The sequence below is a fragment of the Methylotetracoccus oryzae genome (genome assembly GCF_006175985.1).
In the GTDB taxonomy this organism is placed as follows: Bacteria; Pseudomonadota; Gammaproteobacteria; order Methylococcales; family Methylococcaceae; genus Methylotetracoccus; species Methylotetracoccus oryzae.
In genome coordinates this window covers 19,168-46,116 of sequence record NZ_SRSH01000017.1, presented here as the reverse complement: position 1 = coordinate 46,116, position 26,949 = coordinate 19,168, and the positions used below count along the sequence as shown (strand labels likewise).

The following is a 26,949-nucleotide window of genomic DNA, read 5'->3' as shown; positions in this document are numbered from 1 at the left end:
TATAATCCGCTTCGCGTCGTCGCCAATGGCCCATCGAGGCTTGGTGCCCGCCGACCGGCTTCCACCTCCCTGCAAACCGCCACGCCGATGAATGGGCTTATCGCGATCGTTGCATCCGCTCTGGTCATCGTGCCCATCGTGCTGTTCCTGCTTTTCCGCCGCGGCGCCCGAGCCGGTAAGCCGGCTTACCAACGGCACAAGGTCGCGTTGCCGCCGGAGCGTTGCGCCTTGTACCAGGCCTTGAAGCAGGCAGTAGGCGAGCGCTTCGAGCTGATGCCCAATGTTGCGGTTAGCGACTTGATAACGCCCGTCAGGGGAACGATCAGCCGGGCTTCGGCAGCTGCCTTCGAGGACGCTGCGGCACAACCGTTCGCGTTCGTGCTGTGTCGCCCCAGCGATTTGACGGCACTGGCCGCCGTCGTCGTAGTCCCGCGTGAGCGTGCGGCCGGCCGCGGACACTCGCTGGGTTCGTCGCTAAAAGGCGTCTGCGAGGCCGCGGGTCTGCCGCTGATCGAAGTCGAAGCGGCGCCGATCTACGAGACGGCTACTTTGCGTGAAGCAGTCCTCACTGCGTTGCGGCCCGGTCCTGTCCAGGAAGGTCATATCGATGGCCGCCGGGAGCCGCATATCTCGAGCCTCGATGATCTGGACCTGGGATGAGCGCCATCGATACCCGTTTCCACCGTTGCTTCCGTGCCGCGGGGACTGCGCACCACCGCGCTGACGTCCAATTGCAAATAAAATCATGTCCGACACCCTGAACCTCACCCTCGAATTGATGCGTCGGGTCTCGGTGACCCCCGACGATGCCGGCTGTATGGATCTCGTGGTGGCCCGTCTCGAGCCGCTTGGTTTTCATGCCGAGTGGCTGGATTTCGGAAACACCAGGAACCTCTGGCTGCGCCGCGGAACGGCAGCGCCGCTGCTGGCGTTCCTGGGTCATACCGACGTCGTGCCGTCCGGTCCGTTGGAGGACTGGTTGTCACCGCCGTTCGAGCCGGAGATTCGCGAGGGCGTCCTGTACGGGCGCGGCGCCGCCGACATGAAGAGTGGCGTTGCGGCGATGGTGACCGCTCTGGAGTGTTTCGTGGCCGCACATTCGGGTCACAGGGGCTCGGTCGCGGTGCTCCTGACCAGTGATGAGGAAGGCGCGGCGACCGATGGCGTCGTCAAGGTGGTCGAGGTACTGGAGGCCCGGGGCGAAAAAATCGACTGGTGCCTGATCGGTGAGCCTTCGAGTTTCGAGCAGCTCGGCGACGTGATTCGTGTAGGCCGCCGCGGATCGCTGTGCGGCGAACTGCGTGTTTTTGGCGTCCAGGGGCATGTCGCCTATCCGGACCGGGCCAGCAATCCCATCCACCGTTTTGCGCCGGCCCTGGCCGAACTTGCCGCGACGGTCTGGGACCATGGGAACGACTACTTTCCGGCGACCAGTTTCCAGGTATCGAACCTGCGCGCCGGCACCGGTGCCGAGAACGTCATCCCTGGCCGTCTCGAGGCCCAGTTCAATTTCCGCTTCTCCACGGCAACGACGGCCGACGAACTCAAACAGCGGGTGCGAGCGGTGCTCGATCGCCACGGCCTGGAGTATGAACTGAACTGGCGTTTGTCAGGCGCGCCTTTTCTGACGGAGGGGGGGGCGCTGGTGGAGGCCGTCCAGCGTGCCGTGACGCAAGTTATCGGCTCGCCGCCGCGGCCCGATACCGGGGGAGGCACCTCCGATGGGCGCTTTATCGCACCGACCGGCGCTCAGGTCGTGGAACTGGGACCTCTGAACGGAACGATACACAAGGTCAACGAGTGTATCCCTGTGGCCGACATCGAGCGGCTGTCGAGTCTTTACCGGGCCGTGCTGGAGGAATTGCTGGTCTAGGCCGGGACCAGGCTCGGGTCGGCATCGGCCGGTGACGGAAAGCAGTGAAGACAGGGGACTCGACGCTGCGGCGGTCCTGCAGGAAACACAAGAATAATCCGGGAGCTTCTATGTATCGCCCGCTCTTCGATCAACTGAACTGGGGCCGCTTCGTTCGGGTCATGCAAACCTTCGCCGGGCCTGAGTTCCGCGGGGTGCTCATCGCTCTGTTCGGGTTGCTGCTGGTCTTTCTGCTACTGATCAATGGCCTGAATGTCGTCAACAGCTATGTTGGCCGGGACTTCATGACGGCGATCGAGCACCGGAGCATGTCGGAGTTCATCCACCATGCCCTGATCTACATCGGTGTGCTCGGCGCAACCACCGTCATTGCCGTGCTGTATCGGTACACCGAGGAGCGGCTGGGTCTCATGTGGCGGGAACAGCTGACGCGGCGTCTGGTCGCAGAGTACATCAATGACCGCACCTACTACAGCCTAAAGGTCAACGGTGACATCAAGAATCCCGACGAGCGCATCGCTGACGACGTGCGCTCGTTCACGGTCACCACGCTGTCCTTTGCCCTGATGACCCTCAATGGGCTGTTGACCGTTGCCGCGTTCTCGGGCGTCATGTGGTCGATTAGCCCGCTGCTGTTCATGGTCGCCGTCGTGTATGCAGCCGGAGGGACTTACATGGCGGTGTTCCTGGGGCGCCCGCTGGTCGGTCTGAACTCCGCCCAATTGGACAAGGAAGCCAACTTTCGATCCGATCTGATCTACGTTCGCGAGAACGCCGAACCGGTCGCTCTGTCCCGACGCGAAGGCCGCCTGCGGCGCCGCCTGTCACGCGGTATCGATGAATGGGCGGAAAACCTTCAGAAGATCATCCGGGTCAACCGCAATCTCGGCTTCTTCAGCACCGGCTACAACTATCTGGCGCTACTGCTTCCGGCGCTGGTCGTGGCGCCGCTATTCATCAATGGTCAGGCCGAGTTCGGAATCATCACCCAGTCGTCGATGGCGTTCGCGCAGCTCGTCGGGGCTTTCTCGCTGATCGTTACGCAGTTCCAGTCGATTGCTTCGTTCGCTGCGGTGGTGTCGCGCCTCGACGTGCTGGCTGAAGCTATCGAACTGACGCACGCCGCGGACGTGCCGACCATCGAGGTGGTGGAGGATCATGGTCGTATCGCATTCGAGCGGGTCACGCTGATCTCTCCAGAAGATGGGCGACCGCTGCTCAAGGAACTCACGGTTTCGGTGCCGCGGGGTACTCGTCTGCTGATCCTGGGCCCTAACAAGGCCGCCAAGGCTGCCCTATTCCGTGCGACTGCCGGGATCTGGGATACCGGGTCCGGCAAGATCATTCGTCCCGGCTTCGACCATATCCGGTTCTTGCCGGAGCGGCCTTATCTCTACCCGGGGACCCTGCGCGAATTGCTGGTGCGCAGCGGCGACGAACATGACATTCCCGATGAGCGAATTCTGGGTGTGCTGGAGGCGCTGCATCTCGAGGGTGTGTTGCAGCGTGCTGGTGGCCTGGACACGGAGCAGGACTGGGCGAGAATTCTGTCGCTTGACGAGGAGCAGCTGCTGGCATTCACGCGTCTGGTTCTCGCCGAGCCCCAGTTTGCCTTTCTGGACCGCGTGTGCACCGCGCTCAGCGCCGAGCAAATCCAGAGGATCCAGAAAATGCTGTCAGATCACTCGATCACCTACGTTGCGATCGGTGATCCCAATGATCTTCTGGAGCATTATGACGCGGTTCTGGAAATCAGTGTCGATGGCGGATGGCACTGGCGCTGGCTTGAGGGCGAGCAGCCGGGCCCGGACCCGGAACTGTCCGGGGGGGCTACGAGCCTCGCATAGCCCGCTTTGGTGTTCCCTGCGGTGTCCCGCGCCGCAGGACGCCGCGAACGGTCAGCGCCTGAGCGCTTTCGTGCCGCTGCCCCCGCGTCAAGTGCTGCTCCAGTCGACCCAGCCGAAGAAGGCGGTCGCGAGCACGAGCAGGCCGAACACGATCCGGTACCACGCGAATGCGGTGAAATCGTGACGGACGATGAAGCGGAGTAGCGCGCGTACGGCAACGAACGCGCTGATGAAGGCCGCAGCGAAGCCGACGGCAAAGAGGCCGATGTCATCGGTCGACAGCAGGCCGCGGGTCTTGTAGAGGTCGTAGGCGGTCGCCGCGAATAGTGTCGGGATCGCCAAAAAGAACGAGAACTCGGTAGCGGCTTTGCGCGACAGTCCGAACAACAACCCACCGATGATGGTCGCGCCCGAGCGCGAGGTGCCCGGAATCAGCGCGAAGGTCTGCGCCAGCCCCAGCTTCAAGGCGTCGCGCCAGGTCATGTCATCGACGGTTTCCACGGTGATTCGGTGCGTCCGCCGCTCGGCCCAGAGGATCACCAGTGCGCCCACGATGAAGGCCGTCGCAACGGGTACCGCATGAAACAAGTGGTGCTTGACGGCCTTGCCGAACAGCAGACCCAGCACCGCCACGGGGATGAAGGCGATCAGCAGGTTCGCGACGAATCGCCGGGCGGCAGGGTCTTTGGTCAGGCTGGTCGCAACATGCAGCAGGCGCGCACGATATTCCCAGCACACCGCGAGGATTGCGCCGGTCTGGATGAAGATTTCGAACAGCTTGCCTTTCTCACTATTGAAGCCCAGCAACTCGCCGACCAGGATCAGGTGGCCGGTGCTGGAAATCGGCAAGAATTCGGTGAGTCCTTCGACGATGCCGAGGATCAGCGCATCGATATAAGCGGTCCATTCCATAAGGATGAAAGCGTTTCGGTGACAAAAAGGGAGTGGGAAAGCGACAGAATCGCCGAGCCGCTGCCGCCGGGAAGCGCTACGTGAGGGTCGGACTGGCGGCGGGGCGCGTCCCGGCGAACGCGTCGCGCGGGACGACCCAGCGCCGCCCGGGCTCAATCGTAGTGAACGAGTTCGTAGGGCAGGCTGGGCTCGGCCCCGGATGCGAGATCGGTCAGAAACTTCCAGAAGACATCGGCTGACGGCGGGCAGCCGGGCAGGAAGTAGTCGACCTTGACGACCTCATGGATGGGGTGAACCTTGTTGAGCAACAGAGGGAGCTCGACATCGTTCGGGATCTGTGGGTTCTCGACGCCAACCGCGTCGAGATAGGATTCCTCGAGGCACTCCTGCAAGGGGATGTGATTGCGCATGGCCGGTAAACCGCCATTGATCGCGCAGGCGCCCACGGCCACGAGGATCTTGCAGGACTCCCTGAACTCGCGCAGCGTGTGGACATTCTCGGCATTGCACAAACCGCCTTCGACGAGGCCGATGTCGACCTGATCGCTGCAGTGCTTGATGTCGGTCAGCGGTGAACGGTCGAATTCCGCGATTTCGGCCAGGGCCAGGATCCGCTCATCGATGTCGAGAAACGACATATGGCAGCCGAAACAGCCAGCCAGCGACGTCGTCGCGACCTTGATCTTACCGGCCATGTTCCGCCTCCTCGACGATCGGCATCTCGTGTTCGAGACTGACTTGTCCGATATCCTGTCCGTCGTAGATCCGTTCGCCGATCGGTACCTCAAACCCTTTGCGCTTGATCAGAATGGCGCCGACCGGGCAGACATGGACCGCCTTGTCGTCGACACTGATGTCGGTGTCCTTCAGTTTTCCGGTCGTCGAGTTGACGATCAGGTGTGAATTGATCCCCCGCCCGGACAGAGCGAACACGTTTTTCCCGTCGACATCCCGGCTCGCCCGCACGCACAGCTCGCACAGGATGCAGCGGTCGCGATCCAGCATGACCTCGTGATGGGAGGCGTCGACCTCGCGGCTCGGGTAGAAGAACGGGAAGTGCGCATCGAGCATGTTGAGGTAGTAGCCGACGGCCTGCAGTTGGCAGTTGCCACTCTTTTCGCAGGACGGGCAGAAATGGTTGCCCTCGATGAACAACATCTGCGTGATGGTTCGGCGCGTTTCGTTGAGCTCCTGCGTGTTGTTCAGGACCTCCTGGCCATCGGCAGCGGGAAAGGTACAGGCGGAGCAGTTCCGGCCGTTGACCTTGACGGTGCAGAGCTTGCAACTGCCGTGTGGCTTGAATTCGGGGTTGTGACACAGGTGCGGGATGTAGACCCCGGCCGCCGTCGCCGCCTCGATGATGGTTTGTCCCTCGGTAAACGGGATGCGCTGGCCATCGATTGTCAGCATGTGCTCGGTCACGGTTAGGCCTCCTGTGCGAGATGAGCGTGCGCGTCGTCGCGTCCGGACATACGGCGAGCGACTTCAAGGGCGCCGTCCAGATCGAAACCGGGCTCGAAGCTGATGGCCTTCAAGCGTTGTTCGTATTGTTCCGGGAAGCGCTCGAGCGTGCTGAGGATGGGGTTGGCCGCGGTCTGCCCGAGGCCGCAGTGACTGGTCGCCCGCACCAGCTTGGAAATGTGCGTGAGCTCCGCCAAATCGGCCTTGCCGCCGTGGCCGGCGCAGATCTTGTCGAGCTGATTCTTCAGCAGCGAAGTGCCGACTCGGCATGGTGTGCAGAATCCGCAGCTCTCGTGCGCGAAGAAATGCGTGAAGTTGCGGACGATCTCGAGCACGTCACGGCGTTGGTCGAAGATCATGAATGAACCACCAGTGGGCAGATCCTCGAAGCCCAGGACGCGTTCGAATTCCTGCGCACCGATGAAGATACCGGAGGGGCCGCCGATCTGCAGACCCATCGCCCCTGTGCCGCCGCAATCGGCGAGGATCTGCGCCATTGTCGTGCCGAAGGGATATTCGTAGATTCCCGGTCTGGCACAATCGCCGGCGATACTGAGAATTTTGGTGCCCTTGGACTTCTCTGTTCCGGCCGCGCTGAACCACGCGCCGCCCTTCAGTGCGATCAAGGCCGCCGCGGCGAAGGTTTCGACGTTATTGACCACCGTCGGTTGATCGAGGTAGCCGTTGGTGACCGGATAGGGTGGGCGGTTGCGGGGCACGCCGCGCTTGCCTTCCATCGACTCGATCAGGGCTGACTCTTCGCCGCAGATATAGGCGCCGGCGCCGATGCGGACCTCGATGTCGAACTCGAAATCGGGGCGGCCGATGATGTTGGATCCAAGCAGTCCCGCGCGGCGCCGTTCGGCGAGCACGGCGTTGAGTGGCTCGTGTAAATAGAGATACTCGCCCCGAAGGTAGAGGTAACCGCGCCGAGCGCCGATCACGGCGCCGCAGACGGTCATGCCCTCGAACACCTGATGCGCATAGCTCTGCAACAGTACGCGGTCCTTGAAGGTGCCGGGTTCGCCCTCGTCGGCGTTACAGACGACGAAGCGCTCTGTCGAGCCTGTTGCCTCTCGGCAGAACTTCCATTTCATCGCGGTGCCGAAACCGGCGCCGCCGCGGCCGCGCAGTCCGGATTTGGCGATCTCGTCCAGCGTGGAATCGAGGCCTCGCTGGAACATCCAGCGCAAGGCCGAACCGGGTTGGAGTTTGGTGCCCAGCACCAGATCGGCGCGATGGATGTTGTCCTTGACGACGAAGAATTCGCGGGGCCACTGGCTGACGGGGGTGCCGTCATTGACCAGTTCGACGATCCGTTCGACCCGGTCGCGAGTCAGGTTGGTCAACGCATAACCGTTGACCAGTCCGGCCGGACCCTGCTCGCACATGCCGGTGCAGGAGGTGAAGTCGACGCTGACCTGCCCGTCGGCGCGGGTTTGTCCCGGCGTGACGCCAAGGCGCTCGCACAGATACGCCGCGATTTCGCGGCTACCCAGCATGTGATCGGTGATCGAATCGCTGATCAGAATGTCGAACCGGCCGCGCGGCTCGGTCGAGAAGAAGGTGTAGAACTCGGTGACCGCCTGTACCTGCGCGCGGTCGATGCTCAACTGTGCCGCAAGCCGATCCATGATCGCCGCCGGTATGTGGCGGAAGGTCGACTGGACATCGCGCAAAATCTGTACCAGCCGCGTCGGGTCGGCATCGTGTCGCGCGACAATGTCGGCGACGGTCTTCATGTCACTGGGCGTGCACGGCATCGGTTTCCTCCCGCGGGTCGGCCCTTTTCTAGGATGCGGAATTGTACCGCCTTATCACCGCATTGTGCGGCTGCAGCATGGCGTGTGGACGGTGGATGCGTAAACAGGTTGTTTCCGACAGCCCGGCCTGATGAGAGGGCTCGTCGCGTCACGCAACGGCCACCAGGCTGACGGTTGCCGAGCGGGGAGGCCGGTAGGACTTGGGCCGGTCTCGATCGGCAAGGCCATCGCCCAAACGGGCGACGGCATGCCTTCAATACAGCGTCGGCTGGCGGAGTGCCGCGCCGATCAGACTAGGGTACGGCCGGAAGATTGGCGCTGATGGCCTTCTCGCCGAGGCCGCAGTCCACATGTCCGAAGCCGCTTGGGCTGGTCACGTTGCCCTGCGATGCCGCGCCCATGTCATAGATGATGTTGTCGGGTCGCGCCGGGTCTCCGCTGATACCGCCGGGTACGTGATCCAGTTGGAGTTCGTGCCGCGCGCGCCACCCGAAGTTGTGGTCCTTGCATGAGGTATCACCGCTGACGCCGAGTGCTCCGACGATCTTGCCGGCGGCGTTGTAAAGCGCAAAGCCACCGCCGAAGACGATCTGCCCGCCGACGCGCTTGCCGACCAGCGGGTCATTCGGCTGGCCGAAATCCTTGGCCGGACCCTTGTAGGCATCGGTACTGGCGCCGACGCCCGTCGGCTGACTGAACTGAAGCCCCCAAAGGCTGCCCCCGGGCTGACCGGACCCGTAGAGGTTTGCGGTCGAAAGCGCAAGTCCCGGGAGGCTGTAGGCATTCGCTGTGTACGCCTTGGCGGCGGAAATGATGCGGCTTCCAGGCCACTGGTCGCCCCGGTTCTGCCCAGTGAAGGCGACGGCGCACACGACGCCGTCGCGGTTCACGACCGTGCCCCACATGTTGAGGCCAAACCCTCCGTTCATGTCCTTGTTCGTTGCCCCGGAGGCATCCAGCGCGGCTTTGAGCGCCGCATGATCAGGCAATCCGTCGCAACCGGTGGCGTATGCCGTTCCCGAAACCAGGCCAAACAGAGCCAGGCTAATCCCCGTGAGCTTAAGAGTTAGACGCATATCTTTGATCCCTTTTGATTAATGATTACTGCCGATCCGGCAGTGACGAGGTCTCCAGAACTCGCGGGGCATAAGGCCACGCGTGGCGTTTGATAGCACGCGCGTATGTAAATAGGCAATACGTAAATTTGCGTATATAAGCTTTACGGCGGACCAAAATCCGGATGTGCGGCGGAATGGCAGAGACCGGGCCGCGGCGGGGCCGACGTCGTCGGTCGGGACTAGATCAATCCGCGTTGGCGGAACCACTCGACGGCGTCAGCGAAAGCTTGACGGGTGGACGTGGGTTCCAGGCCCAGTTCGCGCTGCGCTCGGGTGGAGTCGCCGCGTTTGCAGGAGTTCAACAAGCGGATGGAGTGATAATTGAAGCGCGGCGCCTTGCCGGGCATCAGCCTTTTTTCGAGGGGATCTTTCAGCAGCGCGAGCGTCTGCATCAGGCGCGGCGGAATGGCCGCTCTGGGGCGCGGAGTGCCGGTCAGTTCCTGCAGCCAGTCGAGGATCTCGTCGATCGAGCGGTGTTCGCCCGTGACGAGATAGCGCTCGCCGCGCGTTCCGTGCTCCATGGCGAGCAACTCCGCCGAAACCACGTCGCACATTGGCACGAAGTCGAATGCGCCCGGCACGTAGGCGCGCATCCGGCGATGGGCAAAATCGAGGATCGTGCGGCCGACCAGGCTGGGGCGAAAGTCATGCGGGCCGACGATGGCAGCCGGATTGACGATCGTGACATCGAGGCCGCGCAGGGCTTCCAGAATGACATCGTGTTCCGACACCGCCTTGGTGCGCTCGTAATCGGACGCCAGTTCAAATGGGCTGACGGTCCAGCGCTCGTTCGAGGCGCCAGTCGGATTGATGCCGACGGCGCCGAAGGAACTGGTATGTACCACGCGGCGGACCCCGGCCCGCCGTGCTTCCTGCATCAGGTGGCGGGTGCCGATGACGTTGACGTCGAACAGTTCCTGCCGATCGCCATCCCGGATGCTGACGAACGCGGCTGTGTGGTAGAGCCGTTCCACCCCGTCGAGTGCCGCGCGGATCGAACGGCGATCCTTTAGGTCGCCGACGGCGTGCTCGACCGGCAGACCGCCCAGTCCGGTCAGGTCGCTCTGCGGCCGCACGAAGACCCGCACGCGCTCGCCCCGGTCGAGTAGCGCCCGCACCAGATTCGCACCGAGGTGACCGGTCGCTCCGGTCACAAGGGTCGTCATGACGGCCTGTTCAACCGTTGCGCGCCTGTCGGCGATTGCGTGCCGGGGGCTGCGAGTACTCCTCCCATTTCTCCAGCGACATCTTCTGGAAGTGGAGCAACGCCGGGTTCAGTTCGATCTGGGCCGCATCGGGGTGACGATCGAAACCCTCCTGTTCGAGTTCCAACGCCCACTTGTCCTCGCCCAGTAACGGCTCGATGTACAGCTTGTTGGTAATCCACAGGATGGGCTTGCGGAGGAACTCGGGCATCTTGCGATTGAACACTGGGACGTGGATCGGTCCGAACAGGAACACGAAGAAGCAGCGGGTCGTGCGTTCATCCTCGGGCAGCATGAACAGCCAATGGATGTATTTGCCGCCGATATCCGATCCCTGGTAGGGGTACTGGTACCAGATCTCGATGTCGTTCAGATCCTTGGCTCCGCCTTCCATGAACAGTTTGGCCACGGCGCTGTGTTCGAATTCGGTGTCGTAGTGCACGCGAATGCAGTCGCCCTCACGCTTCCATTCCCGAAGGGTCGGCTTGACGAACGGCTGCTTGCGGCGGTGCAGATATTCGTGATTGAAGTCGCAGACGTTCTCGACGATCATCGAAAAATGGGCCTTGATGGTGGCCACGATCGGCACGAAGGGCCACGGCTGTTCGCCTTCCAACTGCGGGATGGACGGCAGCGGAACGTCGCCAGCCCGGTCGGGATCGCCCGGGAAAAGCCACACCAAGCCCCACTGCTCCTTGATCGGGTAGCTGCGGATCCGGATCTTGGGGAGGCGCGTGCGGCCCTTCCCCAACTCGTGCGAGATGTCCAGACAGGTGCCGCATCCGCCGTACTTCCAGCCGTGATAAGTGCAGACCAGCGTCTTGCCGTCCACGAAGCCGGATGAGAGCGGCAACTGCCGGTGCGCACACCGGTCTTCCACCGCATGCAATTCACCGTCGTGATCGCGGAACACGGCGATGTCCTGCTTCCAGAACCGCACCCGCCGGACATCCCCGTGCTTCAGATTCTTGCCGAGTTCGACGACATACCAGAAATTGCCGTTCGGGCCCACGGTGCGCACTTGTCGCCTGCGCGGCAGCTCCGGAACGGGGCCGCCGCCGTCCCCGTGGGACGCGTTAGTGACGGGATCTTCGGAACGTTCGATGCTGTCGATCGGGTTGTCGATGGCGTCGGACAGGTCAGTCGTCATAGGGAAATCACGCGCGCAGCGGACAGTTCCGTGGGATGTCCGGTTTAAGGTCGGGGCGGAGTCGGTCGGTCAGCCGTATTTTGGGGCAAAACCCCGTAGACAGTAACACAATGGCGGCCGCATCGTCTGTGTCCGGGGCATCCGTCTGAGCGGTCAGCGCGTATTCCGGGCCGGCGGTGCGAGCCCCGTTCAGCGGGGCGCGGCCGACCGGGCAAAGTCTTCGATGGCTTGATCGGACAGTGGATGATTGCCGAGTTCCAGCAGCAAGGGCAGGGGAATCGTCACGTGATGAGCCCCGGCGATGACGGACTGCACCACCTCGGCGGCGGACTTGAGGCTCGCGACCATCAGCGTGGTCGATGTGTCGCAGGCGTCGATCACATCGCGCATTGCAGTGACCAGGGCCAGCCCATCGCCTTGCAGGCGGGTGCTCCGATTCACATAAGCGATCGAGTAGGTGACGCCCGCTTCGCAGGTGAGATACGTCTGTGCGGCACTGTAGCTGGCGGTCATGCCGACTTTCGCCCCGGCGCGCGCGAATCGGGCCGCCAAGGCCAGATTCTCGGTCGTCATCGGGATCTTCAGGGCGATGTTCGGACGGCGCTCCAAGAGGCGTTGGCCTTCGGCTTCCCGTTCCTCCACGCTGACTCCGGTCAGTTGATAGAACACGGGGCCCGGGCAGATGTCGGCCAGTTCGGTCACGATGTTCTCCGGATGTCCGGGTACACCGGCCATCAAGGTCGGATTGGTCGTGATGCCGGCGACGAAGCCGAGTGTCATCGCGATGCGCGCGTCGTCCGCGCTGGCAGAATCGAGAAACAGGGCCATGCGATGCTCCTGGCGAGATAGGTGGTGTGATTTCGACACTTCAGTGTAACGGGGGCAACGCCGGCAAATCCAGCGCCGGCGGCGGTCCGGGGCGCCTCGTTGCCGGTTGACAAGCAACCGGCGCGAGCGCATCTTTGCCGGCTGGTCGCGGCGCCCGCCCTGCCGCAATTCCTTCTACTCAATGGAAAAATCGCATGAGAAAGAAAATCGTCGCTGGCAACTGGAAGATGAACAAGACCCTTCAGGAAGGCGTGGCTCTGGCGCAGACCGTGGAGCAGATGGCCTCCGCACTGAGCGGCGGAGCACAGGTGGTCGTGGCGCCCCCGTTCCTGCACCTGACCGAGGTCAAGAAGGTGCTCAAGACGGTTTCGATTGCCGCCCAGAACTGCGCCGCCGAGAGCAGCGGGGCCTATACCGGGGAAGTATCCGCCGCGATGCTGAAGTCGGCGGGAATCGAGTATGTGATCCTCGGCCATTCCGAGCGTCGGGCATACTACGGTGAAACCGATGCCATTCTCGCGAAGAAGGTCGATCTGGCGCTGGCAAACGGTCTGACGCCCATCTTCTGCTGCGGCGAAGTTCTCAGCGAACGGGAACAGAACCTGCATCTCGGCGTGGTCAAGACCCAATTGGCCGATGCGTTGTTCCATCTTTCGGCAGAGCAGTTCTCCCGCATCGTGATCGCCTACGAGCCGGTCTGGGCAATCGGCACCGGTGTCACCGCGACATCCGATCAGGCGCAGGAAATGCATCACTACATCCGCGGCGTTCTGGCCGAGAAGTACGGTGCGGCCGTCGCCAACGAGATCTCGATCCTGTACGGCGGCAGCTGCAAACCGTCCAATGCAGGTGAGCTGTTCGCGAATCCGGACGTCGATGGCGGCCTGATCGGCGGCGCATCGCTCGAGGCAGGTGATTTCATCGGGATCGTCAAGGCGTTCTAAAGCCTTCGTCCTCGCAGCAATATCCGGCAGCCTTGGCTCATGTAGCCCGGGCTGTCGGTCTCGCGCCGCTCCACGGCGTCCAGTTGCCACTCAGCAGAAAACGCCGTTCACCCGGCACGCATGAACGTACCCCGATCGGTTTTCGAAGCCGCGGAACGGGTCCTCACCGCCGCATCGGTTGATGCCAGGATTGCCGAGACACGACTGGCCGTGCGCGGTTTCCTCGATGGGCCCCCGACCGATGGCGCCGACGGCGGGCGACCTCCCGCGCCGATCACTTTCGTCAGATTCCCGGATCGTCCGAACTTGGTCGATCCCCGGCAATTGCCCCGCCGCAACCTGCAGGCCGCTTCAGGCCGGATCGCCCTGTTGCATGCCGTGGCCCATATCGAGTTCACGGCCGTTTCGCTGGCCTGGGATCTTCTGTACCGCTTCCGAGGTCTGCCTGACCCGTTCTATCGCGATTGGCTGCGGGTCGCCGGAGAGGAGGCGGAACACTTCGAGTTGATCCGTCGACGTCTCAACGCGCTCGGCGCCGAATATGGTGACCTTCCGGCGCATCGGGGCCTCTGGGACGTCGCCGCGGACACCGCGCATGATCTGGCGGCTCGCCTCGCGCTGGTGCCGCGCGGCATGGAGGCGCGTGGACTGGATGTGACGCCGGGCCTGATCGCCCGGCTCGCGCAGGTCGGTGACGTCGAAAGCTGCGAAGTCCTCAAGGTGATCCTGCGCGATGAGGTCGGGCACGTCGCCCTCGGCAGCCGCTGGTTCCGCTGGGTGTGCGAGCAGCGCGGCGTCGCACCGGAGGACGAGTACCGCCGTCAGTTGCGGCTTCATCTGCGGGGGGAACTCCGCGGTCCCTACAATCTCGAGGCCCGCCGTGAGGCAGGTTTCACCGACACGGAACTGGCCGAACTCGCGGCGGCTGCGCAGCGCGGCGCCATTGACACCGGAACTTGATCCGTTCTTTTCAGCCGGGTATGCAATAGAACGCATAGCCGAGCATCAGATACACCACCACGGCCATCACGCCCTCGATCCAGTTGGTCTCGCCATTGGCCAGAACACGCAATGCGATGAAGGTGCCTAGGACGACTGCAGCGATTTCGAACTGCGAGAACAGCAGATCCAGCGGCTGGCGGCCGAAGGCATAGCTCGCGAAGACGAGGACGGGGGCGACGAACAAGGCAGTCTGCAGGCTCGCACCGACGGCGATGTTGAGGGTCGCGTCCAACTGGTCGCGGCGAGCGAACACGATGGCATTCGACAATTCGGCGATGCTGCCAACCAGCGCCAGCAGGATGATCCCGGCAAACATCGGGGTCAGGCCCAGTTGCGCGGCCATCGGCTCGATCGCGTCGGTGAGGGTTTCGCTGAGCACCGCGAGGGCGCCCGTTGACAGTCCGAGAACCTTGAGGCTTTGCCGCTGTGACCACTCGGCAGGCTTGCTGCCGTTGCGCTGGTCTACCGTCAAGGTGGTCCCCTGCCCGTTCTGCGCAGAGCGCGTGAACGTATAGATCAAGCCCGCCAGATAGACCAAGAACAGCAGTACGGCGATCTCGAGGCTCAAATCTTCCTCGGTCTGTTGCACCGAGACGTTGAAAATCGCCGGAATCAACAACGCGACCGCAGCAAGCTGCAGCATTCCGGCATTCAGGCCTGCAGCACTCGGATCGAATTTGAGCGTCGAGTGGCGAAGGCCGCCGACAAAGATCGCGAGTCCCAGCGTGAAGAGAATGTTGGCGAGGATCGCTCCGCTGATCGACGCCTTGACCACTTCGTGCAGCCCTTTCTGCAGTGCGAACAGTCCGATGATCAGGTCCGGCAGGTTACCGAGAGAGGCGGTGAGCAGGCCGCCTGTCGCCGGGCTGACATAGCCGCTTAGCTGCTCGGTGGCCTTGCTCATCAGACCGATGAGTGGAATGAGCGCCAGCGCCGTCGCAGCAAACACCAGGGTCGGGCTCGCTTGCGCCCAGTCGAGGGCAAGCGCGATCGGTACGAAGATCAGCAGGACTTGTTTATTCACGGAGCGCCCGCGTCGTGGGTTTTTGCGATGAGAGTCGTGGATGCGGTGCTGTGGGTGTCTTCCCGAACGCGCCGACTCGGCTCAGGCGCGCGGTGTCAGCCATGGCCTCAGTGTAGTCCAGATCGCATCCCGCTTGGTCGTGGGGATGTGCGGGACACTGTTTGGCAGCGCAATGCTCGCGCCGGAGCGGCGTTTGAGGCGGATGTTGGAGCAGATCTGCAAAGGTCCGCGTGCAGGTTGACAAGTTTCGCTGGTAGCGTTTAGACTCGAAACTATCGGATCGATACGACGTGCCTTGGGTGTCGGTCCGAACGAGGACCGAGACGGATGCACATCCAGCCGCTCGGTCCGGGTCTCGCCAAAAAAATACGACCCCACGGGGTCCAAAGAACGCGGAGAAGCATGATATGAGTATTCAGCAGATTCAAGAACCCACTGGAGAAAGGGATTATTTCTGGCTCTATGTGGTCTGCGTGACCATAGCCCTGGTTGGGATAATCGCCATGGTCAAGCTCAGCGAGAACGACAAATACGACCCGATTCGAGCTCAGTTGAGTGAGGAAGCCGCGAAAATGAATATTCGCGTCTTGAATTGAGCAAGGTTTCGGTGATGATTAATTCGATTGGGCTGTTCCTTCCTAAGAGCAATAAGTGCCATGAACATGATATTTAGATGGAATTCAATCGGCATATCTGCAGTCGTCCTGATTTTCGGAATCTCGGGAGCGGCGTCGGCCTCGGAGTATGTATTTCGGGATCTGATGGGCAATACGCTTCCCGCTAATCGATGCAAGGTACAAACGGAAGCCGAATCGGCTGCTGTCGATGCCTATAACATCGATAAACATGCCAAGATCTTCTGCGAGTCTCAGGGTTATGGCTGGCATGTGTCCGAAAAGAAGGACACGGGTAAATTGGTCTGTGAGGAATGTGGCGGCGCGGACAAGGGAAAGTACCAATGCCATGTTGAGGATGTGGTCGTGTCGTGCAAACGACTCAAACCGGGGTCGGTGGGTCTTTTTCCAGGAAAGGGATAACTTAGTAGTTGGCGAACGGGTTTCCCGTGACCTCGACTGTTGCTGGACGAGCCGTCCAGGCTCGTGTCCTCCTTCCGTGACACTTTTCAATAGAGCAACCTCTCAAGCGGGCAGCGGGATCGGCTGCCTGCCGGCTGCTCGTTGCTACTTTCATACACCGATAATCCTGCGAGGCCGGAGGGCTCCCATCGGTGTTGTGGCGCGTTGCTCGCCCAGTACCGCTGCCGGCCTCGCGACTTATGCCAGATGATCGGGCCCGGCAATCCCCCGGAGGCAGCGCCGACGCGAAAGCGCGCCTTTGTCGGGGCCGATGTCTGGCTCGCGTTCGCGCTCGCCAGTAGGAATTTTCCATGGAGCCCCGGATTTTTCAGGGGCTTCCCAGGCTGCGGGGATGAGTTTCCATGATCGGTGCCTGAGCCAGGCCTTACGCGTGAGGTCAGGTGAGGTGAAATTGCTCCCCTGCCTTCCCGGTTTTGTTCATTGCCGTGAAGGCCTTTGTTGCGCTTCCCGAGAACAGCGCCGCGACTGCGGTGAACGCGTCGATGATGCGGTCGCCCGCTCCACTCCGTGAACGCGGCAGCCGTCTCGCGGTCGGTTCGTCGATGCTTCAACCCTCTGGGTCTGGTCTCCTGACTCCGACGCTCCGTGCTGCGGACATCGTTTTCGCAGATGCCCGGTTTGCCGCTCCAGCGCGACTTGCGTATGCTAATCGCCGACCAAAGCCCGGAAACGCAAACTCGCGTTCGAGTCCAGAGCCGCGCTGCGGCTCACCCGCCCTAGCTGGCTGGCCTTAGTCGCGGATCGGCGATTGGCGCATCTGACCCATGCCTTCTCATTGGGCGACACTGGGGCCAAGGGCGGACGTGTCGGATCATGTGATTTCCGGAATTGACTGTTATCGAGGCTCCTTTTCGGAGAACTTTGACCTAAGCCATCGTGGTTTTTGGTCAGAGGGGTCTTATCGGTATTCCAAGCCTGTCCATTGGTGAAAAGACGGAGTGAAACCAATTACATGACGTTGCCAAACTTTCTTATTATCGGCGATGTAAAGTGCGGTACCAGTTCCCTTTATCGGTACCTCAATCAGCATCCTGCCGTGTTCATGCCGACAAAGTTGAAGGAGGCGCGATTTTTCTGTTACGACGGAACGGACGATGGCCGTATCCGGATCGACGTCAAGACACTCGAAGAATACGAGAGTCTCTTCGATGAAGTCACGACCGAGACGGCCATTGGTGAGGCTTCGCCACACTATCTCATGGTCCCACACGCGGCAACGGCGATCAAAAATCTCATTCCCCACGCGAAGTTGATCGCCTCCTTGCGCAACCCTGTCGACAGAGCGTATTCACTGTATCAGATGCGGCAGCGAGAGCATGGCCTTTTCAAAGGGATGACCTTTCTTCAAGCGCTGGAATCAGAGCCGCGCCTGCGAGGAGGTTATGCCCCTCACCTCGAGCGCTACTACAGCCTGTTTCCGAAGGAACAGATCAAAGTGGTTCTTTTCGAAGAAATGGTCAAGGACGCCAGCGGCGTCGTAAAAGAGTTGTTCGAGTTTCTGGAAGTTGATCCTGATTTCACTCCGGATGTATCCGCCATTTTCAATCCGGGTGGTGTGCCGAAAAACAAATTATTGTTCAAGGTGTTGAACAATCGAACAGTGCGCCGGCTCAAGACCTATTTCCCCAGTTTCATCGTTAAGTCCTTGAGCGGGCTCCGCAAGGCAAACCTGAAGGCAGTGAAACTGACGCCGGAAGAGAGGGCGGAGGCGCAGATCCGATTTAAAGAGGTCATAGACAGGACGCAAGACGTGATCGGTCGCGATCTGTCGCTTTGGAGGGCTTCCAAGTAGGCAGGTGCCGCTCGATTGTCGGTCCGGTACCGGCGATCGACCTGTGCTCCCCATTGATGGGTGCCTACCCCACATCTGGTGTCCTTGCGGTAGGCTTGCCGCCGATCAGAAGGCTCCGCACCCAAAAACCCAGCGGGGATGTAAACAAAATCCGCGGTGGAGTGTCTAATGCATGGTACGGGTGCAGACCCGTTGCCGATTGGGCGACGTTATCAGGCGAAGCGATTCGGGTTCCGAAGCCGCGAGTGCCGTTTGCCCAAGTCGTTTAGGCAGCAACAAGTAACTGGGGAGGACTGCGGATGTTCAAATCGGGTGGCTGGAAACCTTGGGAAATCCTGGCATTCGGCTCGCTTGGCGTGGCTGGCTTGGCGGTTGCGTTCATGATCTTTGTCGCGCCGGAAGGCGAAGCGGATTGGCAGGAGTTTGCTCAAAAACACCACTGCGTCAGTGTCGCGAAGGAGCGGATCGGGCACGGGTCGGGCTATCGCTGCGACGATGGCGAGGTCCACTATCGCTGGAGACAACAGAGCTAATCGCGTCGACATTATCCTCTTACGGCCTTGCGGTGGCGATGCGAGGCCGTAAGAGATTGGTGATGTTGGGGCGTTCGACCTGTGCCAGTGCTGTAGAGCGAGTTTGCGTAGGTCAGCGGTTGCTGCTTAGGGCGCTGAGACTGCGGCATCCACCATGAGCGAAATGTCGAAATCGGATAACCTCGCAACCAGCCGATCGCCCGGATTGATGCGGCCGACACCCTCCGGTGTGCCGGTGAAAACCAGGTCTCCTGGCCTCAGTGTGAAGATGGATGACAGGTAGGATACCAATGCCCCGCTGCTGAAGATCATGTCGGCAGAGGTTCCGCTCTGACGCACCTCGCCGTTGACTGTCAGTTCGAAACGTAGGTCAAGGGGGTCACGTACACATGCCGCCGGTGCGAACTTGCTGACTGGCGCGAACGTGTCGAAACCCTTCGCTATCGACCAGGGATTTCCGGCCGCTTGCGCCACACGCTGCATATCGCGTGCGGTGACGTCGATACCAACGCCGTAGCCCGCGATCGCCGACCAGGCTTGGTCCACCGACAAGTGTCGACCGCCGGAGCCCAACAGCAGGACAATTTCCACCTCGTGCTGAACGTCGGCGCTCTGTGGCGGGAGTGCGATGGTGCCCCCGCTATCGATCAGTGATCCGCCAGGTTTCAGAAAGACCACCGGTTCCAACGGCAGCGGATTACCCATTTCGCGAGCATGCTGGGCATAGTTCCGACCGATGCCGAAGATGGTCGGTGTCGCGGTTCTTTGCCGTTCGATCGGGAACATAATCGTTTCACTCTCCGGATCCCGAGGGGGGTTTACGACAGCGCTTCGCCGCCCGCCCCGTTTCATGCCGCCTGCCTGATCGGTTATTCTGCCAGCTTTTCGTCGGTGTGCGGTCCATCCCCGTCACCCTGGATTTCGGAGTCGAGGCTTATGAGGAAGATGCGGCGGGTCCTTTGCGTGATCTTGCTAACGCAGGTCACCAGCGTTTGGGCCCTGTGTTCGACCAACGGCGAGTACGGTGCCGCCGACATCATCGTCGACGCGCTCATTTTCCGGCCGATGGGGGCCATTGGAACCCTGCTGGGTGGTGCTACCTTTCTTGTGTCCACACCGTTCCTGGGTATCGCCAGCATCCCTCCACCGCACGATGCGCTGCAGAAAGGGTCGGAGATGCTCGTGCTCCAACCGGCTGATTGGACCTTCAACAGGCCCGTCGGCGATTGCCGAGCCATGGGCTACGATAACTGGTAGCGTATAGCGGGCCGAGGTAACGACTCAGTGAGTCCGTGCCCTCGGGCGACGCTCAAGGGGCGTATCGAATGCGATGGTTCGGGGCCGAGCGATTCGGCAGTCGCTCAGGTCCCGACTTGGTGACGCTCGCCGATGAAGCAGACTGCATGAATTTGTCCGCTGCCCGCGTTCTATCCGAGTGCGAACATGCTCGAGAGCCCTCCTGGGCTATTCGCAGGGCGCAAGGAGGGCCTTCCGCCAGCTTGATCGTCTATGCGGCGCGGACGCGGCATTCCGCGTCGAGTCAGTCGGCGTTGATTTAGCCACGGACAGCCGACCGCATGGAAGTACAGTTGGTTTCCGTTGGTGACCGCGTGCCGTCCTGGGTTCAGGCCGGATACACGGATTATGCGAAGCGATTGCCGCGGGAGTTTCGCCTGACGCTGCGGGAGTTATCCCCGGCCAAGCGCGGCAAGACGGGTCATGCCGCACAGTGGCGTGAACAGGAAGGCGCACGGATGCTCGCGGCGCTTGCGCCGGCCGATCACGTCGTTGCGCTGGATCTCGGCGGTCGTATGTGGAGCACGGAGCAACTGGCGGGCGCGATCCAGCGATGGCTCGCCGCAGGCGATCGAGTGTCGCTGCTGTGCGGCGGTCCTGATGGCTTGTCCGCGCCTTGTCTGGCGCGGGCGCGCGAGGCCTGGTGCCTGTCGCCGCTGACTTTTCCCCATCCGCTGGTAAGGGTCATCGTCGCGGAACAATTGTATCGGGCCTGGAGCCTCTTGCAGAACCATCCCTATCACCGCGCCTAGTTTTCGCGCGTGGGGACTGCGCGGCGGTCGTTCGCCGCCGATCCAGCCCGACGCCCAAAAAGTCGAGCGAATTGCCGAGTGTGAGCGAGCGCCAGGAACGAGAAACGCCCCTGCCTATACGAATCATGACGAAGCAACCCTTGCACCGGAGCGATCCGATGATCGTGCTCGCGTCGGCTTCACCGCGGCGCCGGGCACTGCTGGCCCAGATTGGCGTTCGTTATCGGACGGTCGCAGTCAACGTCGAAGAACGCCGGAGCTTAGAGGAGGCCCCGCAAGACTATGTCGCGCGCGTGGCGGCTGACAAGTCTCGCGCGGGGCTCGATGTTTGCGGGGATGGACTGCCAGTGTTGGGAGCGGATACCGAGGTGGTGCTCGATGACGAGGTCTTTGGCAAGCCTGCCGATTTCGAGCATGCGCGGACCATGCTCAGGCGTCTGTCGGGCCGATCCCACCGGGTGTTGAGCGCGGTGTCGCTGCGACATGCTCAGCGCCATTGGCTCGCACTCAGTGAAAGCAACGTTGCATTTCGCGACTTGACGGACGGTGAGATCGAAGCGTACTGGGCTAGCGGAGAACCGGTCGACAAGGCTGGGGCCTATGCGATCCAGGGACGTGGCAGCCTGTTCATCCGGCGTCTGGAAGGAAGTTTCTCGGGAGTCATGGGACTGCCCCTTTTCGAAACCGCTGCACTGCTGGCCGAGGTCGGCATCGCATCATGCGTCCTGTTGGGCGCGGAGCTTTATAGCCCATGAGCGACGAGATCCTGATCAACGTGACGCCGCCCGAAACTCGCGTGGCGATCGTCGAGAACGGCGTTCTGCAGGAGGTTCTGATCGAGCGGCGGCGCAAGCGCGGTCTGGTCGGCAACATCTACAAAGGGCAAATCTGCCGCGTGTTGCCCGGCATGCAGGCGGTATTCGTGGACATCGGTCTCGAACGCGCTGCATTTCTTCACCTGTCGGACCTGAGCCAGCCCGAACGAGAACGCGCTGTCGAGGATGCCATCGAGCGCGTGTTCCAGGAGGGACAGGAACTGGTGGTCCAGGTGGTCAAGGATCCCCTCGGGACCAAGGGCGCACGATTGACGACGGACATCTCGCTGCCGTCCGTCTACCAGGTGTACATGCCCAATGCGAAGACCTGCGGCGTGTCCCAGCGCGTGGAGTGCGAGCGCGAGCGCGCCCGCTTGCGGGCTTGTGTCGAAATCTTCCAGAAAGAACACGGCACCGGGGCCTTCATCGCTCGCACGGCGGCCGAAGGCGTCGACGAAGCGGCACTGCGCGCGGACATGCTGTTCCTGATCAAACTGTGGAACTCGATCGCACAGCGGGCCCGTACAGCCAAGTTCAAGACCTTGCTGCACGAAGACCTGCCGCTGGTTATGCGGGTGCTCCGGGATCTGCACCGCGCCAAGGTGGAAAAGATTCGCGTCGACTCGCGCGAGAGTTTCGCTCGCATGGTGAAGTTCGCGCGGGAGTTCACGCCGGAGATGGCGCCGCTCGTCGAGCACTACGCTGGCGAACGTCCCCTGTTCGACCTGTACGGGGTCGAGAGCGAGATCCAGAAGGCGCTGGAACGGCGGGTTGCGCTGAAGTCGGGCGGTTATCTCATCTTCGATCAGACCGAAGCGCTGACGACGGTCGACGTCAACACGGGCGCCTTCGTCGGTGGTCGGAATCTCGAGGAAACCATTTTCAAGACCAATCTCGAGGCCGCACAAGCGATCGCGCGGCAATTGCGGGTGCGCAATCTCGGCGGGATCATCATCATCGACTTCATCGACATGAAGGACGAAGAGCACAAGCAGCAAGTGTTGCAGGCGCTCGAGAAAAGCCTGGAGAAGGACCACGCGAAGAATACCATCAGCGAAGTTTCGTCCCTCGGTCTGGTCGAAATGACCCGCAAACGGACACGGGAGAGTCTGGAACACACCCTCTGCGAAACCTGCCCCGCGTGCAGCGGTCGTGGAGTGCTGAAGACGGCAGAGACGACTTGCCTGGAGATATTCCGCGAGATCATCCGCGAAGTCCGCCAGTACAACGTACAGGAACTGCTGGTTTTGGCGTCGAACGAAGTCGTGGGGCGCCTGCTTGATGAAGAAGCCGACATGCTGTCGGAACTTGAGGCGTTTCTCCGCGTGCAAATCAAGTTCCGGGCCGAAAGCCAGTATACGCAGGAACAGTACGACGTCGTCCTGCTCTAAGCGAAGGGCCGGGAAAAGGAGCTTGGTCAGCTTCGGCGGTTCCCTGAGCCGAGCGAGACTCGACGTGAAGCATGCCGCCAAGCAGGAAAGCGGGCGCTGTCGTGAACCGCCTTGGTTTCCCTTCCGCGTTCATGCGATGGGGCCTGAGTTTGGGATGTTACACTCGGCAGGAAGAACCTAACCGGAAAGCCTTAAGCCCCGGTCCAGTTCTTGTGGAAACGGGTCGGGCGTGGCGGCGCATCGGCCAAAGGAATCGTTCGGCCCGAGCCACAACATGGGTTACGGCGGGTCGAGGAACATGTGAAGGAGAGGATTGATCAATGCAGCGAGTGATATGTGGCGCGGTGCAGATGGCGTCGAGCCCGAACGTCGGCGCGAATCTACTGGAGGCGGAACGTCTGATCGAGTCGGCTGCCGCGCAGAAAGCCCGGATCGTCGTGCTGCCGGAGAATTTCGCGCTGATGGGGATGTCGGAAAGCGACAAACTCGCTGTCGCCGAGGAGGATGGCAAGGGGCCGATTCAGGACTTTCTGTCCCGCACCGCGGAACGGCTGAAGATTTGGTTATTTGGCGGTACGATGCCGATCAAGGCTAGCGCAGGGAAGGTGTGGGCCTCCTGCCTGGTCTACGACGATCGCGGCCAGCGCGTGGGACGTTACGACAAAATCCATCTGTTCGATGTCGACTTGCCGGGTTCCGACGAAAGCTACCGCGAGTCGTCGACAATCGATGCCGGCCAGAATTCTGTGGTGCTGGATTCGCCGTTCGGGCGCATCGGCGTGGCGATTTGCTACGATCTCAGGTTTCCCGAGCAGTTTCGCCAAATGGCCGAGTCCGGCCTCGACCTGCTGATTGTCCCGGCCGCCTTCACGGCGCAGACGGGCGCCGCGCATTGGGATTTGCTGGTTCGCGCGCGGTCGGTCGAAAACTTATGCTACACCATCGCCGCGAATCAGGGCGGTTTCCATGTCAATGGCCGGGAGACCTACGGTCACAGCATGATCGTCGACCCGTGGGGCAAGACGCTCGCTTCCCTGGCCTCCGGTTCGGGTGTCGTCTGTGCCGAAATCGACCGCGAACGCCTCGAAAAGGTCCGCACCGCGTTTCCCGTTCTGACGCACCGGCGGTTGTGATGACGCTGACGTGGGCTCCGGTTTTTGCTCCCATTCCCTTGGCTGACCCCTCTTGCGCATGACCAACGAATCCCTCGACGTCGCCCGGCGACTGATCCTCGACCCGCTTGCACTCAGTGCAAGTGACCTTGATCGCGTAATGGCGACCATGCTGGGTGCGGCTATCGATGATGCCGACATCTACCTGCAGCAGTCGCGATATGAGTCATGGGCGCTCGAAGACGGCATGGTCAAGGAGGGCTCACACAGCATCGATCAAGGTGCCGGTCTGCGCGCGGTCTCCGGCGAGAAGACCGGTTTTGCCTACAGCGACGAAATTGCCCTGCCGACCTTGATCGAGGCCGCGCGCAACGCCCGGGCGATCGCGGTCGCCGGTGCGAGCAGTCCCAGTCGCGTCGAAGCGCGGGAAACGCCGTCGCGCCTTTATCTGCCCATCGATCCGCTACCTTCCCTCAGCGAACAGGACAAGATTGACCTGCTGCGGCGTCTGGATGCGGAAGCACGCCGGCTAGACCCGCGGGTCGAGCAGGTCATCGTCAGTCTCTCCGGCGGCAGTTCCGCCATCTTGGTGCTGGATCGCGCCGGCGCGATGCACGGCGACGTTCGTCCCCTGGTGCGTCTGAATGTCAGTGTGATCGTGCAGCAGGACGGTCGCCGCGAACAGGGATCCTCCGGCGGCGGCGCCCGCGCTGATTATCGGTACTTTCTCGAGGGTGACCGCGCGTCCGGCTACGTGCGGGAAGCCGTGCGACTCGCGCTGGTGAACCTGGAAGCCGGCGAGGCGCCCGCCGGGACGATGACCGTCGTGCTCGGCCCGGGCTGGCCGGGCGTGCTGCTGCACGAGGCCATCGGGCATGGCCTGGAAGGGGACTTCAACCGAAAGGGCACCTCCGCCTTCAGTGGTCGGGTCGGCGAGCGCGTGGCGTCGGCGCTGTGCACCGTCGTGGATGACGGCACACTGCCCGGTCGTCGCGGCTCCCTGAACATCGACGACGAGGGTACGGTGACACAGTGTACCACGCTGATCGAGAACGGTATCCTGCGCGGTTACATGCAGGACAAACTGAACGCGCGGCTGATGGGAGTGCGCCCCACCGGCAACGGGCGGCGGGAGTCCTATGCTCATTTGCCGATGCCCCGCATGACCAACACCTACATGCTGCCGGGGGCAACGCCACCGGAGGAGATCATCGAGTCGGTGCAACACGGCCTCTATGCGAAGAATTTCGGCGGTGGGCAGGTCGACATCACGTCGGGGAAGTTCGTGTTCTCGGCCAGTGAGGCCTATCTGATCGAAAACGGCCGGATCGGCCGGCCCGTCAAGGGGGCGACCCTGATCGGGAATGGTCCCGACGTGCTGACGCGAGTCAGTCTGGTCGGCAACGACCTGGCGCTGGACAGCGGTGTCGGAACCTGCGGCAAGGATGGGCAGAGCGTGCCTGTCGGGGTAGGCCAGCCCACGCTGCGGGTGGATGGGCTTACGGTGGGAGGAACCTCGGTTTGAGCGTCGGACGTCAGGAATTGAAGGGCGATGCGGGCCCCGGTACTGAAAAGCAGCGGCTCGATGAACTGGCTGAACTGATCGGACGCTCGCTGGACAGCGCCGCAGAGCGTGGCGCCAGCGGTGCCGAAGCGGCCGTCAGCGTGGATCGCGGGCTCTCGGTCGCGGTGCGTATGGGTGAGGTGGAGACGATCGAATATCACCGCAGTCAGGGCTTCGGCGTGACCGTCTACTTCGGTCATCGCAAGGGCTCGGCCAGTTCGACCGACCTGAGCCCTACGGCCGTCGCGGATACTGTCGCAGCCGCGTGCCGCATCGCACAGTATGCCGCGGAGGACCCTTATGCGGGGCTCCCGGATGCGGACACTCTGGCGCGGGAGTTTCCCAAACTCGACGTGTTTCATCCCTGGAACCTCGACGCCGATGGCGCGATCGGTATCGCCATGGAATGCGAGAATGCCGCCCGTGGTTTCGATCCGGAAATCAGCAACTCGGAGGGCGCGAGCCTCGACACGTTTCAGGGCGTCCGCATGCTCGGGAATACGCTGGGCTTCATGCACGGCTATGCCAGCAGCCGACACAGTCTGAGTTGCTCGGTGATCGGCCAGCGCGACGGTCAGATGCAGCGCGATGACTGGTGGACCGTGGCGCGTGCCCCGCAGGATCTGGAAGCCGCGGCGGAGGTCGGCCGCAAGGCCGCCGAGCGAACGCTGAGTCGTCTCGGCGCGCGGAGTCTGACGACCCGGCAATGCCCGGTCGTCTTCGCGGCGGACATCGCCAGCAGTCTGCTCGGCCACTTCATCGCGGCAATCCGCGGCGGCAACCTTTATCGCAAATCCAGTTTCCTGCTGGACTGTCTCGGCAAGCCGATTTTTCCCGAATTCGTGCGAATTCACGAGCAGCCTCATCTGCCGCGGGCGCTCGGCAGCGTGCCCTACGATTCGGAAGGCGTTGCGACCTACCCGCGCGACCTGGTCTCGCAGGGCGTGCTGCAATCCTACGTGCTCAGCACGTACTCCGCGCGCAAGCTTGGCCTGAAGAGCACCGGCAACGCCGGGGGCGTGCACAATCTGACGGTCGAACCGGGGCTTTTGGGCCTGCCCGAGTTATTGAAGACAATGGACAGCGGACTGCTCGTGACCGAGATGATGGGGCAGGGCGTAAACATTGTGACGGGCGACTACTCGCGCGGCGCGGCCGGGTTCTGGGTAGAGAACGGCGTGATTCAGTATCCCGTCGAGGAAATCACGATCGCCGGCAATCTGCGCTCGATGTTTCGGGGGATTCAGGCGATCGGCAGCGACGTCGACGCCCGCGGGAACACGCGTACCGGATCGATTCTGATCGACTCGATGACGGTGGCCGGCAACTGAACTCCGGATGAGCGAACGCGTTCTCGAGGTCACGGCGATCGCGCTGGCGCGCGCCGGGAGTCACGATTTTGCTGCGCGCGCTATACCAGGGCCGTGCTTCCAGCGATCTGGAGAAGCGCCTGCTGCGCTTGGTGCCGCC

General features: G+C 62.1%; 26 protein-coding genes. 16 read left to right on the top strand and 10 right to left on the bottom strand.

Translation table 11 applies throughout. The features are described from left to right. The first annotated feature begins 87 nt into the window (after nt 1-87). The 3 genes from BWR02_RS16180 (at nt 88) to BWR02_RS16170 (ending at nt 3,720) form a co-directional block, all read left to right on the top strand. Nucleotides 88-660, top strand: a complete 573-nt coding sequence (locus BWR02_RS16180) for a DUF2726 domain-containing protein (protein ID WP_139558957.1) — start codon at nt 88-90, stop codon at nt 658-660. Nucleotides 661-745: 85 nt separating this feature from the next. Continuing rightward, nucleotides 746-1,873 (top strand): succinyl-diaminopimelate desuccinylase, encoded by a 1,128-nt coding sequence (gene dapE, locus BWR02_RS16175; protein ID WP_139558956.1) that lies wholly within the window; start codon nt 746-748, stop codon nt 1,871-1,873. A 110-nt stretch (nt 1,874-1,983) separates the two neighbouring features. Then, entirely contained in the window at nt 1,984-3,720 is a 1,737-nt protein-coding gene (locus tag BWR02_RS16170; protein ID WP_139558955.1) for an ABC transporter ATP-binding protein/permease, read from the top strand. A gap of 87 nt (nt 3,721-3,807) precedes the next feature. Here BWR02_RS16170 and BWR02_RS16165 read toward each other — a convergent pair whose 3' ends face one another. The 8 genes from BWR02_RS16165 to BWR02_RS16130 all read right to left on the bottom strand — a co-directional run bounded on the left by BWR02_RS16165 (nt 3,808) and on the right by BWR02_RS16130 (nt 12,157). Then, nucleotides 3,808-4,632 carry an undecaprenyl-diphosphate phosphatase gene (locus BWR02_RS16165; protein ID WP_139558954.1) on the bottom strand — a complete coding sequence of 275 codons (825 nt, stop codon included), beginning with the start codon at nt 4,630-4,632 and terminating at the stop codon, nt 3,808-3,810. A gap of 152 nt (nt 4,633-4,784) precedes the next feature. Beyond that, nucleotides 4,785-5,327 (bottom strand): NADH-quinone oxidoreductase subunit B family protein, encoded by a 543-nt coding sequence (locus BWR02_RS16160; RefSeq protein ID WP_129884674.1) that lies wholly within the window; start codon nt 5,325-5,327, stop codon nt 4,785-4,787. Continuing rightward, nucleotides 5,317-6,042, bottom strand: a complete 726-nt coding sequence (locus BWR02_RS16155) for a 2Fe-2S iron-sulfur cluster-binding protein (protein WP_139559006.1) — start codon at nt 6,040-6,042, stop codon at nt 5,317-5,319. Before BWR02_RS16155 ends, BWR02_RS16160 begins: the two co-directional genes overlap by 11 nt. Before the next feature lie 14 nt (nt 6,043-6,056). Continuing rightward, nucleotides 6,057-7,835: an NAD(P)H-dependent oxidoreductase subunit E gene (locus BWR02_RS16150; protein ID WP_139558953.1), complete on the bottom strand. Its 1,779-nt coding sequence runs from the start codon at nt 7,833-7,835 to the stop codon at nt 6,057-6,059. Nucleotides 7,836-8,149: 314 nt separating this feature from the next. After that, nucleotides 8,150-8,932, bottom strand: coding sequence for a GlcG/HbpS family heme-binding protein (locus tag BWR02_RS16145; RefSeq protein WP_139558952.1), 783 nt, complete (start codon nt 8,930-8,932; stop codon nt 8,150-8,152). 221 nt (nt 8,933-9,153) lie between these two features. Continuing rightward, complete coding sequence (sdmB, locus tag BWR02_RS16140; protein WP_139558951.1) at nt 9,154-10,140, bottom strand: sterol demethylase protein SdmB; 987 nt, start codon at nt 10,138-10,140, stop codon at nt 9,154-9,156. A 10-nt stretch (nt 10,141-10,150) separates the two neighbouring features. Then, nucleotides 10,151-11,329 carry a 4beta-methylsterol monooxygenase gene (gene sdmA, locus BWR02_RS16135; RefSeq protein ID WP_139558950.1) on the bottom strand — a complete coding sequence of 393 codons (1,179 nt, stop codon included), beginning with the start codon at nt 11,327-11,329 and terminating at the stop codon, nt 10,151-10,153. 189 nt (nt 11,330-11,518) lie between these two features. Beyond that, nucleotides 11,519-12,157, bottom strand: coding sequence for a transaldolase family protein (locus tag BWR02_RS16130; protein WP_162560193.1), 639 nt, complete (start codon nt 12,155-12,157; stop codon nt 11,519-11,521). 194 nt (nt 12,158-12,351) lie between these two features. Between BWR02_RS16130 and tpiA the strand changes: the two genes are divergently transcribed. Together tpiA and BWR02_RS16120 are read left to right on the top strand one after the other, a co-directional pair. Next, nucleotides 12,352-13,101 (top strand): triose-phosphate isomerase, encoded by a 750-nt coding sequence (gene tpiA, locus BWR02_RS16125; RefSeq protein WP_139558948.1) that lies wholly within the window; start codon nt 12,352-12,354, stop codon nt 13,099-13,101. Nucleotides 13,102-13,221: 120 nt separating this feature from the next. Further along, on the top strand, nt 13,222-14,061 hold the full coding sequence (locus tag BWR02_RS16120) for a ferritin-like domain-containing protein (RefSeq protein ID WP_139558947.1): 840 nt from the start codon (nt 13,222-13,224) through the stop codon (nt 14,059-14,061). A gap of 10 nt (nt 14,062-14,071) precedes the next feature. On the opposite strand, the gene cax is transcribed toward BWR02_RS16120, so the two are convergent. After that, the gene (gene cax / locus BWR02_RS16115) at nt 14,072-15,127 is read right to left on the bottom strand and encodes a calcium/proton exchanger (RefSeq protein ID WP_162560192.1); all 1,056 of its coding nucleotides are present in this window, start codon (nt 15,125-15,127) and stop codon (nt 14,072-14,074) included. Between the two features lie 407 nt (nt 15,128-15,534). Here cax and BWR02_RS16110 point away from each other — a divergent pair, with 407 nt between their 5' ends. The 4 genes from BWR02_RS16110 (at nt 15,535) to BWR02_RS16095 (ending at nt 18,549) form a co-directional block, all read left to right on the top strand. Then, entirely contained in the window at nt 15,535-15,723 is a 189-nt protein-coding gene (locus BWR02_RS16110) for a hypothetical protein (RefSeq protein ID WP_129884666.1), read from the top strand. A gap of 60 nt (nt 15,724-15,783) precedes the next feature. Continuing rightward, nucleotides 15,784-16,164 (top strand): hypothetical protein, encoded by a 381-nt coding sequence (locus BWR02_RS16105; RefSeq protein ID WP_328591529.1) that lies wholly within the window; start codon nt 15,784-15,786, stop codon nt 16,162-16,164. Nucleotides 16,165-17,176: 1,012 nt separating this feature from the next. Then, on the top strand, nt 17,177-18,016 hold the full coding sequence (locus tag BWR02_RS16100; RefSeq protein WP_139558945.1) for a sulfotransferase domain-containing protein: 840 nt from the start codon (nt 17,177-17,179) through the stop codon (nt 18,014-18,016). Between the two features lie 299 nt (nt 18,017-18,315). Continuing rightward, the gene (locus BWR02_RS16095; RefSeq protein WP_139558944.1) at nt 18,316-18,549 is read left to right on the top strand and encodes a hypothetical protein; all 234 of its coding nucleotides are present in this window, start codon (nt 18,316-18,318) and stop codon (nt 18,547-18,549) included. 126 nt (nt 18,550-18,675) lie between these two features. On the opposite strand, the gene BWR02_RS16090 is transcribed toward BWR02_RS16095, so the two are convergent. Continuing rightward, nucleotides 18,676-19,335, bottom strand: coding sequence for a fumarylacetoacetate hydrolase family protein (locus BWR02_RS16090; RefSeq protein WP_139558943.1), 660 nt, complete (start codon nt 19,333-19,335; stop codon nt 18,676-18,678). 150 nt (nt 19,336-19,485) lie between these two features. Between BWR02_RS16090 and BWR02_RS16085 the strand changes: the two genes are divergently transcribed. From BWR02_RS16085 to pmbA, 7 genes are all read left to right on the top strand, one after another. After that, entirely contained in the window at nt 19,486-19,806 is a 321-nt protein-coding gene (locus BWR02_RS16085) for a hypothetical protein (RefSeq protein ID WP_139558942.1), read from the top strand. A gap of 320 nt (nt 19,807-20,126) precedes the next feature. Continuing rightward, nucleotides 20,127-20,597 carry a 23S rRNA (pseudouridine(1915)-N(3))-methyltransferase RlmH gene (gene rlmH, locus BWR02_RS16080; RefSeq protein ID WP_139558941.1) on the top strand — a complete coding sequence of 157 codons (471 nt, stop codon included), beginning with the start codon at nt 20,127-20,129 and terminating at the stop codon, nt 20,595-20,597. Nucleotides 20,598-20,737: 140 nt separating this feature from the next. Next, nucleotides 20,738-21,352, top strand: a complete 615-nt coding sequence (locus tag BWR02_RS16075; RefSeq protein ID WP_407941085.1) for a Maf family protein — start codon at nt 20,738-20,740, stop codon at nt 21,350-21,352. Continuing rightward, complete coding sequence (gene rng / locus BWR02_RS16070) at nt 21,349-22,803, top strand: ribonuclease G (RefSeq protein WP_139558940.1); 1,455 nt, start codon at nt 21,349-21,351, stop codon at nt 22,801-22,803. Before BWR02_RS16075 ends, rng begins: the two co-directional genes overlap by 4 nt. A gap of 320 nt (nt 22,804-23,123) precedes the next feature. Beyond that, complete coding sequence (locus BWR02_RS16065; RefSeq protein WP_139558939.1) at nt 23,124-23,936, top strand: carbon-nitrogen hydrolase family protein; 813 nt, start codon at nt 23,124-23,126, stop codon at nt 23,934-23,936. Between the two features lie 58 nt (nt 23,937-23,994). Continuing rightward, nucleotides 23,995-25,440, top strand: a complete 1,446-nt coding sequence (tldD, locus tag BWR02_RS16060) for a metalloprotease TldD (RefSeq protein WP_139558938.1) — start codon at nt 23,995-23,997, stop codon at nt 25,438-25,440. Then, nucleotides 25,437-26,810, top strand: a complete 1,374-nt coding sequence (pmbA, locus tag BWR02_RS16055) for a metalloprotease PmbA (protein ID WP_236102327.1) — start codon at nt 25,437-25,439, stop codon at nt 26,808-26,810. The genes tldD and pmbA overlap by 4 nt, the downstream gene beginning before the upstream one ends. The last annotated feature ends 139 nt before the right edge of the window (nt 26,811-26,949 follow it).